Raw genomic sequence first — 8,702 nt, forward strand, 5'->3', positions numbered from 1 at the left:
CGGACCTCCGCCCTTCTGTGTTGTACGCGATCCGGCGGAAAAAGCGAGCACGGACCGGCCTCGCGTCAACGAAACTCGGCATACAGCGCGTCGAGGTCGAGGTGGTTCGCGAACGTGTCGGCCAGCCGTTCGAGCGATGCCTCGCGCAGCGCCGGATAGTCGATGCGCTCCGCGCCGTCGAGCCCGGCCCACGCGAGCAGCGCCGTGCAGGCGCCGGGCGAGTCGAACAGCCCGTGCACGTAGGTCGCGAGGATCTGGCCGTCGTCGGACACCGCGCCGTCGGGGCGTGTGCCGTCCCGCGCGGCGTCGGCTGCCAGCGCCAGCGCGGGAGAAGCAAGCGCGGGCCCGTGCGTATCGCCCATGTGGATCTCGTAGCCGCGCACCGCGGCCCCGCCCGGCAGCGCGAGCTGCCCCGTCACGTTCTTCAGCGTCTTGTCGGGCTGCAGCGTCGTGTCGAAATCGAGCAGCCCGAGCCCCGGCACGCTGCCGGGCGCGCCTTCGAGGCCGAGCGGATCGTCGAGCGTGCGGCCGAGCATCTGCATCCCGCCGCAAATGCCGATCACCTTGCCGCCGTAGCGCAGGTGGCGACGGATCAGCGTGTCCCAGCCCGCGTCGCGCAGCCACGCGAGATCGCGCTGAACGCTCTTCGAACCGGGCAGGATCAGCAGGTCGGCGTCCGGCACGGGGCCGCTCTTCCAGTACGTGAATTCGACCTGCGGATGCGCACGCAGCGGATCGAAATCGGTGTGATTGCTGATGCGCGGCAGCGCCGGCACGACGACGCGCAGCACGCCGGCGTCGCCCCGCACGGCAGCGCTGCGCGCCTGCGTGGGCAGCATGTCCTCCGCGTCGAGCAGCAGGCCGTGCAGGTACGGCAGCACGCCGAACACGGGCTTGCCCGTTTGCGCGCGCAGCCAGTCGAGCCCCGGTTCGAGCAGCTTGAAATCGCCGCGAAAGCGGTTGATCACGAAGCCGCGCACGCGCGCGCGCTCGCTGTCCGACAGGCACGCGAGCGTGCCGACCAGATGCGCGAACACGCCGCCGCGGTCGATGTCGGCGACCAGCACGACCGGGCAGTCGACGCGTTCGGCAAAACCCATGTTCGCGATGTCGCCGTCGCGCAGGTTGATCTCGGCCGGGCTGCCGGCGCCCTCGACGATCACCGTGTCGTAACCGGCGCGCAGGCGCGCGTACGACTCGAGCACCGCGTCGAACGCGACCGGCTTGTAGTCGTGATATGCACGCGCATTGAGGTTCATGCGCGCCTTGCCGTGAATGATCACCTGCGCGCCGCGATCGCTCGTCGGCTTCAGCAGCACGGGGTTGAAATCCGTATGCGGCGCGACGCCCGCGGCCAGCGCCTGCAGCGCCTGCGCGCGGCCGATCTCGCCGCCGTCGGCCGTCACCGCGCTGTTGAGCGCCATGTTCTGCGGCTTGAACGGCGCAACGCGCGCGCCGGCGCGGCGTGCCAGCCGGCACAGGCCGGCAACCAGCGTGCTCTTGCCCGCGTCGGACGTCGTGCCCTGGATCATCAGCGTGCCGCGCGGCCGCGGCTCGGGTGCATTCATCGTGTAAAGGTCGTCGCGAAGCAAAGGCCGCATTATCCCCCGCGCCGCCCTGCCCGCGCCGTTACAATCACGCGATGATTCCGCACGACCTCACTTTCGTCCTCGGCGGCGCGCGCTCGGGCAAGAGCGCACATGCCGAGCGGCTCGCCGCCGACAGCGGCCTTCCCGTCACCTACATCGCGACCGCGACCGCCGCCGATGCCGAGTTCGCGGAGCGCATCGCGCACCATCGCGCGCGCCGGCCGGCCGACTGGGGTTTCGCCGACGCGCCCGTCGATCTCGCCGGCACGCTCGTGCGGCTCGACGATCCGCACGCGTGCCTGCTCGTCGACTGCCTGACGCTGTGGCTCACGAACCTGCTGTGCCCGGCCGACGGCGAACCGCTCGACGATGCGCAGTACGCGGCGCAGGTCGACCGGCTCGAGCACGCGTTGCGCGGCGCGCGCGCGAAGGTGATCGTCGTCAGTAACGAAATCGGGCTCGGCGTCGTGCCGCTCGGGTCGGTCACGCGCCGCTACGTCGACGAACTCGGGCGCCTGAACCAGCGCGTCGCCGCGCTCGCGACACGCGTGACGCTGCTCGTCGCCGGGCTGCCGCTCGATCTCAAGACCGGAGCACCGTCATGCTGATGCTGTCGCTGCCTGTCGTCGCGATGTTCGCGGTCGCGGCCGCGATCGTCGACCGCGCGCTCGGCGAACCGGCCGGCTGGCATCCGCTCGTCGCGTTCGGCCGCCTCGCCGCGCGCATCGAAGGCGCGCTGAACACGGGCCGGCGCGGCCGCGTGATCGGCGTCGCCGCATGGGTCGCGGCGGTCGTGCCGCCGGTCGCCATCGCGGCATGGCTCACGACCGTGCTGCCGTGGCCGCTCGCGGCCGCGCTGCATATCGCGCTGCTGTGGTTCGCGCTCGGCGCGAAAAGCCTCGCCGACCACGTCGCGCCGATCGCTGCCGCGTTGCTGCGGCATGACCTCGACGCCGCCCGCGCGCTGACCGCGCGCATCGTGTCGCGCGACACGAGCGACGCGGACGAAGGCGCGCTGTCGCGCGCGGCCGTCGAATCCGCGCTCGAGAACGGCAACGACGCGATCTTCGGCGCGCTGTTCTGGTTCGTCGTCGCAGGCGGCCCCGGCGCGCTGCTGTTCCGGCTCGCGAACACGCTCGACGCGATGTGGGGCTACCGCACGCCGCGCTTCCTGACCTTCGGCTGGGCCGCCGCGCGCCTCGACGACGCGCTGAACTGGATTCCCGCTCGCCTCACGGCCGCGAGCTACGCGCTGCTCGGCGACACGGCTGCCGCGTGGCGCTGCTGGCGCACACAGGCGCGCCACTGGGACAGCCCGAACGCGGGCCCGGTGATGGCTGCCGGCGCCGGCAGCTTGAACGTGCAGCTCGGCGGCCCGGCCGTCTATCACGGCGAGATCGAGGATCGCCCCGCGCTCGGCACCGGCGCCACGGCGACCGCCGTCCACATCGTCGCCGCGCTGTCGCTCGTCACGCGCACGCTCGCCCTGTGGCTCGCGCTGCTGGTTGCGAGCGGCGCACTCGCCATGGCCACCCATCATGTCTGACACGCGCATCGCACACGGCGGCAACCTGCACGAAGCCGCGCGCCGCCACGGCATTCCGTACGACGCATGGCTCGACCTGTCGACCGGCATCAATCCGGTCGGCTATCCGGTGCCGCCCGTCCCGGCCGACGCGTGGCGTCGGCTGCCCGACGACGGCGACGGCCTCGCGGCCTGCGCCGCGCAGTACTACCACGCGCCCGATCCCGCACACGTGCTGCCGGTTGCCGGCAGCCAGGCCGCGATCCGCGCATTGCCCGCATTGCTGCCGACCGGCGACGCCGGCGTCGCGGCGCTCGCGTACGGCGAATACGCGCCCGCCTTCGCGCGCCACGGCCATCGCGTCGTCGCGCTCGACATCGACACGGATACGCTGCCTGCGACGCTGCGTCACGTCATCGTCGGGAATCCGAATAATCCGACTGCCGAGTTCGTGCCGGCCGAACGCCTGCTCGATTGGCACGCACAACTGGCCGCGCGCGGCGGCACGCTGATCGTCGACGAGGCATTCGCCGATACGGGTGCGACGCGGTCGCTCGCGCCGCACGTCGATCGTCCCGGGCTCATCGTGCTGCGTTCGGTCGGCAAGTTCTTCGGGCTCGCCGGCATCCGCGCAGGCTTCGTGCTCGCCTGTCCTGACCGGATCGTCGCGCTGCGCGACATGCTCGGCGCCTGGACGGTCGGCGGCCCTGCCCGCCACGCGGTCGCCGCGGCATTCGCCGACCGCGCGTGGCAGGCCGCCGCCCGCGAACGGCTCGCGGCCGACGGCGAACGGCTGGCCGCCCTGCTGCGCGCGCACGGCTTCGCGGTTCGCGCGACGCCGCTCTTCAGCTGGACCGACGACCCGCGCGCCGCGGCACTGCATGCGGCACTCGCGACACGCGGGGTCTGGACGCGGCACTTCCCGACCCCGTCCAGCGTACGCGTCGGCTTGCCGGGGAGCGAAGCGGAATGGCAGCGCCTCGGCGACGCGCTCGCGCACTGCGTGCCGACGCTGCAACGGGAATCCGCATGAATTCACGCATGTTTCACCGGCTCGCACCCATCGCGCTATTGGCTGCGTTCGCGTACGCGCCACTCGTCCACGCCGATGTCACGACACGCGACGACGCCGGCAATACCGTCACGCTGCCGGCGCCCGCGCAGCGCGTGATCAGTCTCGCGCCGCACGCGACCGAACTCGTCTACGCGGCCGGCGGCGGCGCGAAGCTCGTCGGCACCGTCACGTACAGCGACTATCCGCCCGCGGCACAAGCGATACCGCGCGTCGGCGACAACAAGGCGCTCGATCTCGAGCGGATCGCCGCGCTGAGGCCCGACCTGATCGTCGTCTGGCGGCACGGCAATGCCGAGCGGCAGACCGACGCGCTGCGCGCGCTGCACATCCCGCTGTTCTTCAGCGAACCGAAGCATCTCGACGACGTAGCGTCATCGCTGCGCCGGCTCGGCACGCTGCTCGGCACGCAACCGGCTGCCGATGCGGCCGCAGCCGCCTATACGCACGACGTCGCGGCACTGCGCATGCGTTACTCGGCGCGAGCGCCTGTCACGATGTTCTTCCAGGTCTGGGATCGACCGCTGATGACGCTCAATGGTGCGCACCTGATCAACGACGTGATCGAGCTGTGCGGCGGCCGCAACGTGTTCGGCTCGCTCAAGCCGCTCGTGCCGACCGTCACCGACGAGGCCGTGCTCGCGGCGAATCCGGAGGCGATCGTGACGACCAGCACGGGTACGACGCGCGCCGACGAACCGCTGCCGAGCCTGGCACGCTGGCGCACGTGGCCCGCACTGACGGCCGTGGCACGCAACAACCTGTTCGCGATCGACGGCGATCTGCTGACACGGCCGTCGCCGCGGATCGCGCAGGGCGCGGCCGCGCTGTGCGAGGCTCTCGATGCCGCGCGTGCGCGGCGGGCGGCGCGCTGATTTCCTGCGACTTCCGCGTTCATCGCGTGCGAGGTGCCTGAGACGAATTGACCACGCGCTGCGTCGTTCGCACGCAGTGGCCAGCGCGCCTATTCGTCCCAGTGCATCACGTCCCACGTTCGCGTGGCAGCATCCGTGCGCAGCCAGACGACCCCCCCTGTCGGCACGGATCGCGACAGCAATGCATCGAGCGGCACGCGCAATACATGCGATGCAAACGCGCGGATCACGCCCGCATGCGTGACGACCCACTGCGGCCGGTCGAACTGCGCCACCGCGTCGGCTCGGCGCCCGACCCGCGCGGCAAACCGTGCAACGCTTTCGCCGCCATGCGCGCACGCATGCATCAGGTCGGCCGCCCACGCATCGAGCGCCGCGCGATCGATATCGTCCCAGCGCCGCATTTCCCACGCGCCGAAATCCATTTCCTGCCAGTCCGCGTCGCGCCGCAGCGGCACGTCGCATGCCTGCGCGAGTCGTTCGGCAACCGATGCGCAGCGGATCAGCGGGCTCGTCCAGACCTGTTCGGGAAGCGGCGCGCGGAGTGCCGACAAATGCGCGCGCACGGCCTGCGTGCCGGCATCGGCAGACGCAGCGAGCGGCACGTCGCTGCGTCCGTAGCAGATGCCCGGCTCGATGCCGACGGCCGGATGACGAATCAGGACGACGTCCATCCGAGCACCACGAGATAGATCGCCAGTTCGCACAGTTGCTGCGTGAAGCCGAGACAGTCGCCGGTATAGCCGCCGATCCGCTTCACGAAATAGCGGGCGGCCCACGCGCGCACGACCACGAGCGCAACGCATGCCGCGACACCCATGCGCCAGTCGGGCCAGAACAACCAGGGCAATCCGAACAGCGCCGCGACGCACGCCGCGCGTGCGCCCATCCGTTGCGCGACCGGTTTCGCCTTGCCTTCGGGCCGCACGTAGTCGAGCGTCATCAGCAGGCTCACCGCCGCCGCGCGGCTCGCCGCGTGCGCGGCGATCATCGTCCACGCGGCACGCAACGGCAGCATGGCCGCGAGCGTCTGCCATTTCACGCCGAGCGAGATCACGAGCGCGACCGCGCCGAACGTGCCGATCCGCGAGTCGTGCATGATGCGCAGCACGTCGTCGCGCGTATAGCCGCCGCCGAATGCATCGCAGCTGTCGGCCAGGCCGTCCTCGTGAAAAGCGCCCGTGGCGAGCAGCGTCGCGGCCATCGACAACCCGACCGCGATCGACGGCGGCAGCGCGCGCAGCGCAGCGAGATACACGAGCGCGCCCCACGCGCCCACGCATGCGCCGACGAGCGGGAAATAGCGCGCGGCCTGGTCGAGATCGCCGGCCGCGTAGCCGATCGCGCGCGGCACGGGCACGCGCGTGAAATAGCCGAGCGCGACGAAGAAGTAGCGCAGTTCGGCCCGCACGCCGCGCGCGCGATCAGGCGTCACGATTGTCGACGCCGGCGGATTCGAAGCTCGCCATCTCCGTGAGGAATGCGGCGGCCGCCCGCACGAGCGGCAGCGCGAGCGCGGCGCCCGTGCCTTCGCCGAGCCGCAGGTCCAGCGCGAGCAGCGGCTTCGCGCCGAAATGCTCGAGCATGCGCCGGTGCCCGGCCTCGTGCGACGTATGCGAGAACACGCAGTAGTCGCGCACGCCGGGCGCGATGCGCTCGGCAACCAGAAGCGCAGCCGTCGCGATGAAGCCGTCGACGAGGATCGTCATCCGCTCGCTCGCGGCCGCGAGATACGCGCCCGTCATCATCGCGATCTCGAAGCCGCCGAACGTCGCGAGCACATCGAGCGGCGCGATCGCGTGCGAGTGCTTGACCAGCGCACGGCCGAGCACCGCGCGCTTGTGCGCGAGACCCTGGTCGTCGAGGCCCGTGCCGCGCCCGACGCACGCGTCGATCGGCACGCCGAGCAGGCGGCTCATCAGACACGCGGCCGACGACGTGTTCGCGATTCCCATCTCGCCGAAGCCGATCACGTTCGTGCCGAGCGACGCATGCAGGCGCACGCGCGCCGCGCCGGCGGCGAGCGCCGTCATCGCGTCGTCGCGCGTCATCGCCGGCTCCGCCGCGAAGTTGCGCGTCCCGCGTGCGACCGGCAGCGACACGAGCCGGTCGGACAGCGGCAGCGGCGACGCGACCCCTGCGTCGACGATCTCGAGCGTGCTCTGCGCGACGCCCGAGAACGCGTTGATCGCCGCGCCGCCGGCGAGGAAGTTCGCGACCATCTGCGCGGTGACCGCTTGCGGATACGGACTCACGCCCTCGGCGGCAATCCCGTGATCGCCGGCAAACACGATCATCACGGGACGCTGCACGACCGGCCGCTCGGTGTGCTGGATCAAGCCGATCTGCAACGCGACCGCCTCGAGCTGGCCGAGGCTGCCGGGCGGCTTGGTCTTGTGGTCGATCACGTGCTGCAGGCGCTTGCGCAGCACCTCGTCGAGCGGCGGGATCGCGGGCGGGAAGGGAGTCGGGGTCGTCATCGAAAAGCCGTGTCGGTGGCGCGGTGTGCGCCGCGCATCGGAAAAGAAAAGGTCATTGTCGCTCGGGCCACGCCGGCAGCAGCGCATCGCGGCCGTTCTCGCGGATCAGCACGAGCGGATAACCGAACGCGTCGCTCGCGCGCTCGGGCGTCAGCACGTCGTGCACGGGGCCGGCCCACGCGTGGCCGCGGCCATCGAGCAACAGCGCATGCGTCGCGAAACGCCGCGCGAGATTCAGATCATGGCACGAGAACAGCACCGTGCGCGGGCCCGCGTCGACCCATGCGGCCAGCGCGGTCAGGCAATCGATCTGGTGATGCAGGTCCAGATGCGCGAGCGGCTCGTCGAGCAGCATCGACGGCGCGTCCTGGCACAGCGTCGCGGCCAGCGCGACGCGCTGCCGCTCGCCGCCCGACAGCGACAGCACATCGCGCGACGCGAGCGCGGTCAGGTCGAAGGTCGCCAGCGCGTCGCGCGCGGCCGCGTGGTCGCCATCGCGCTCCCAGCCCCAGCCGCCGAGATACGGAAAGCGGCTGAGCAGCACCGTGTCGAACACGGTCGCGCTGAATGCGTCGTGCAGTTGCTGCGGCATCAGCGCGCGGCGCTGCGCGAGCTGCTCGGGTGGCCATGCGGCAAGCGTGCGGCCGTCGATCTCGACGTGTCCGCCGGCCGGCGGTTGCAGCCCCGCGAGGGTCGCGAGCAACGTCGTCTTGCCCGCCCCGTTCGGCCCGGCGACGCACCAGATCTCGCCGGGCCGAAACACCTGGGTGAAGCCGTCGAGCAGCGTACGCGCGCCGGCCTTCAGCGTCAGGCCGACGGCCGCGTGGTTCATGTCGCCGGCCGTGGCGTGCAGTGCGGCCCCCGTCATCGCATCGGCCTCCTCAACAACATCCACAGGAACACCGGCACGCCGATCAGCGCGGTCATCACCCCAACCGGCAGTTGCGCGGGCGCGATCACGGTGCGTGCGAGCAGGTCGGCCGCCATCACGCCGCCGCCGCCCGCGAGCATCGCGGCCGGCAGCAGCATGCGCTGGTCGTTGCCGAAGGCGAGCCGCAGCGCGTGCGGCACGACGAGGCCGACGAAACCGATCGTGCCGGCCGTCGTCACCGCGGCCGCGGCGGCCAGCGACGCGACGAGATAGATCCGCACGCGCAGGCG

General features: G+C 71.5%; 10 protein-coding genes. 4 read left to right on the plus strand and 6 right to left on the minus strand.

Annotated features, from left to right (window positions below; all coding sequences use genetic code 11):
• Nucleotides 1-65: 65 nt before the first annotated feature.
• Nucleotides 66-1,568, minus strand: a complete 1,503-nt coding sequence (locus tag G3N96_RS26010; RefSeq protein WP_206138956.1) for a cobyric acid synthase — start codon at nucleotides 1,566-1,568, stop codon at nucleotides 66-68.
• Between the two features lie 74 nt (nucleotides 1,569-1,642).
• On the opposite strand from G3N96_RS26010, the gene cobU reads away from it, so the two are divergent.
• Genes cobU through G3N96_RS26030 form a run of 4 tightly spaced genes read left to right on the plus strand, consistent with a single transcriptional unit; the run spans nucleotide 1,643 to nucleotide 5,061 of the window.
• Nucleotides 1,643-2,197 (plus strand): bifunctional adenosylcobinamide kinase/adenosylcobinamide-phosphate guanylyltransferase, encoded by a 555-nt coding sequence (gene cobU, locus G3N96_RS26015; protein ID WP_206138957.1) that lies wholly within the window; start codon nucleotides 1,643-1,645, stop codon nucleotides 2,195-2,197.
• Nucleotides 2,191-3,135, plus strand: a complete 945-nt coding sequence (cbiB, locus tag G3N96_RS26020) for an adenosylcobinamide-phosphate synthase CbiB (protein WP_206138958.1) — start codon at nucleotides 2,191-2,193, stop codon at nucleotides 3,133-3,135. Before cobU ends, cbiB begins: the two co-directional genes overlap by 7 nt.
• Nucleotides 3,128-4,147, plus strand: a complete 1,020-nt coding sequence (gene cobD, locus G3N96_RS26025; RefSeq protein ID WP_206138959.1) for a threonine-phosphate decarboxylase CobD — start codon at nucleotides 3,128-3,130, stop codon at nucleotides 4,145-4,147. Before cbiB ends, cobD begins: the two co-directional genes overlap by 8 nt.
• On the plus strand, nucleotides 4,144-5,061 hold the full coding sequence (locus G3N96_RS26030; protein WP_206138960.1) for a cobalamin-binding protein: 918 nt from the start codon (nucleotides 4,144-4,146) through the stop codon (nucleotides 5,059-5,061). Before cobD ends, G3N96_RS26030 begins: the two co-directional genes overlap by 4 nt.
• An 89-nt stretch (nucleotides 5,062-5,150) precedes the next feature.
• Here the strand turns inward: G3N96_RS26030 and cobC are convergent, their stop codons facing one another.
• The 5 genes from cobC to G3N96_RS26055 all read right to left on the minus strand — a co-directional run.
• Nucleotides 5,151-5,735 (minus strand): alpha-ribazole phosphatase, encoded by a 585-nt coding sequence (cobC, locus tag G3N96_RS26035; protein ID WP_206138961.1) that lies wholly within the window; start codon nucleotides 5,733-5,735, stop codon nucleotides 5,151-5,153.
• Nucleotides 5,720-6,496, minus strand: coding sequence for an adenosylcobinamide-GDP ribazoletransferase (locus tag G3N96_RS26040; RefSeq protein ID WP_206138962.1), 777 nt, complete (start codon nucleotides 6,494-6,496; stop codon nucleotides 5,720-5,722). Before G3N96_RS26040 ends, cobC begins: the two co-directional genes overlap by 16 nt.
• Nucleotides 6,486-7,541: a nicotinate-nucleotide--dimethylbenzimidazole phosphoribosyltransferase gene (cobT, locus tag G3N96_RS26045; protein ID WP_124583029.1), complete on the minus strand. Its 1,056-nt coding sequence runs from the start codon at nucleotides 7,539-7,541 to the stop codon at nucleotides 6,486-6,488. Before cobT ends, G3N96_RS26040 begins: the two co-directional genes overlap by 11 nt.
• Nucleotides 7,542-7,593: 52 nt before the next feature.
• Nucleotides 7,594-8,409 carry an ABC transporter ATP-binding protein gene (locus G3N96_RS26050; protein ID WP_206138963.1) on the minus strand — a complete coding sequence of 272 codons (816 nt, stop codon included), beginning with the start codon at nucleotides 8,407-8,409 and terminating at the stop codon, nucleotides 7,594-7,596.
• On the minus strand, nucleotides 8,406-8,702 hold a 297-nt coding region (locus tag G3N96_RS26055), incomplete at its 5' end, for an iron chelate uptake ABC transporter family permease subunit (protein WP_206138964.1). The genes G3N96_RS26055 and G3N96_RS26050, both read right to left, overlap by 4 nt.

Source organism: Burkholderia sp. Se-20373, from assembly GCF_017104705.1.
Lineage (GTDB): Bacteria > Pseudomonadota > Gammaproteobacteria > Burkholderiales > Burkholderiaceae > Burkholderia.

Excerpts from the sequence above, each read along its gene's own strand:
- G3N96_RS26010 (WP_206138956.1), bottom strand. The coding sequence starts at position 1,568 with ATGAATGCACCCGAGCCGCGGCCGCGCGGCACGCTGATGATCCAGGGC.
- cbiB (WP_206138958.1), top strand. The coding sequence starts at position 2,191 with ATGCTGATGCTGTCGCTGCCTGTCGTCGCGATGTTCGCGGTCGCGGCC.
- G3N96_RS26050 (WP_206138963.1), bottom strand. The coding sequence starts at position 8,409 with ATGACGGGGGCCGCACTGCACGCCACGGCCGGCGACATGAACCACGCG.
- cobC (WP_206138961.1), bottom strand. The coding sequence starts at position 5,735 with ATGGACGTCGTCCTGATTCGTCATCCGGCCGTCGGCATCGAGCCGGGC.
- cobT (WP_124583029.1), bottom strand. The coding sequence starts at position 7,541 with ATGACGACCCCGACTCCCTTCCCGCCCGCGATCCCGCCGCTCGACGAG.
- G3N96_RS26030 (WP_206138960.1), top strand. The coding sequence starts at position 4,144 with ATGAATTCACGCATGTTTCACCGGCTCGCACCCATCGCGCTATTGGCT.
- cobD (WP_206138959.1), top strand. The coding sequence starts at position 3,128 with ATGTCTGACACGCGCATCGCACACGGCGGCAACCTGCACGAAGCCGCG.
- cobU (WP_206138957.1), top strand. The coding sequence starts at position 1,643 with ATGATTCCGCACGACCTCACTTTCGTCCTCGGCGGCGCGCGCTCGGGC.